We start from the raw sequence: 766 nt of genomic DNA on the forward strand, positions 1-766 counted from the left end.
TTACAGGCTTTAGCCTGTGCGGGGCGCGCAGCGCGCCGCATCAGAAACCACCCGCTATGCGGGTGGGGCCAAACGGCTTTACAAAACCGCCCCCTCGCCGGACACTTGCGATTGTTCAGGCCGCAAGGAATCCGAGTCGAGAGGGCGGTGGTGGCGTATGGCCCAGAAGGCCTACAGCCTGTCGCACACGAAGTGGACGTGCAAGTACCACGTCGTGTTCACGCCGAAGTATAGGCGCAAAGTCATCTACAACCAAATAAGGTCCGACCTTGGGGAGATCTTCAGGAAGCTCTGCCAGTACAAGGGGATAGAGATCATCGAGGGGCACCTGATGCCCGACCACGTCCACATGCTGCTGGCGATACCGCCGAAGTACAGCGTGTCGAGCGTGATGGGCTACCTGAAGGGGAAGAGCTCGCTGATGGTATTCGACAGGCACGCGAACATGAAGTACAAGTTCGGCAACAGGAAGTTCTGGGCCGAGGGCTACTACGTGTCCACCGTCGGCCTGAACGAGGCCACGATCGCGAAGTACATCCGGGAGCAGGAGAAGGCCGACATCGCGCTCGACCGGCTGAGCGTCAAGGAGTACGAGGACCCTTTCGACAGGGGGCCGGGGCGTAAATAGCGCCGGTTTGACCGGCCCGTCACGGGTCAATCTGCAGTGCGGCCCGAACCCCGTGAGGGCCGGCGCCTTTAGACGCGTGCCGGGAATCCAAGGGTTATACCCTAAGAGCAAACCACCCCTTTTAGGGGTGGTTTTGAT

General features: G+C 60.3%; 1 protein-coding gene. It reads left to right on the forward strand.

Annotated elements, in window-relative coordinates:
• Positions 1-157 precede the first annotated feature (157 nt).
• Entirely contained in the window at positions 158-628 is a 471-nt protein-coding gene (gene tnpA, locus DXD16_RS10180) for an IS200/IS605 family transposase (protein ID WP_117655991.1), read from the forward strand.
• The last annotated feature ends 138 nt before the right edge of the window (positions 629-766 follow it).

Origin of the sequence: Collinsella sp. TF11-5AC (genome assembly GCF_003436775.1) — a bacterium.
Lineage (GTDB): Bacteria > Actinomycetota > Coriobacteriia > Coriobacteriales > Coriobacteriaceae > Collinsella.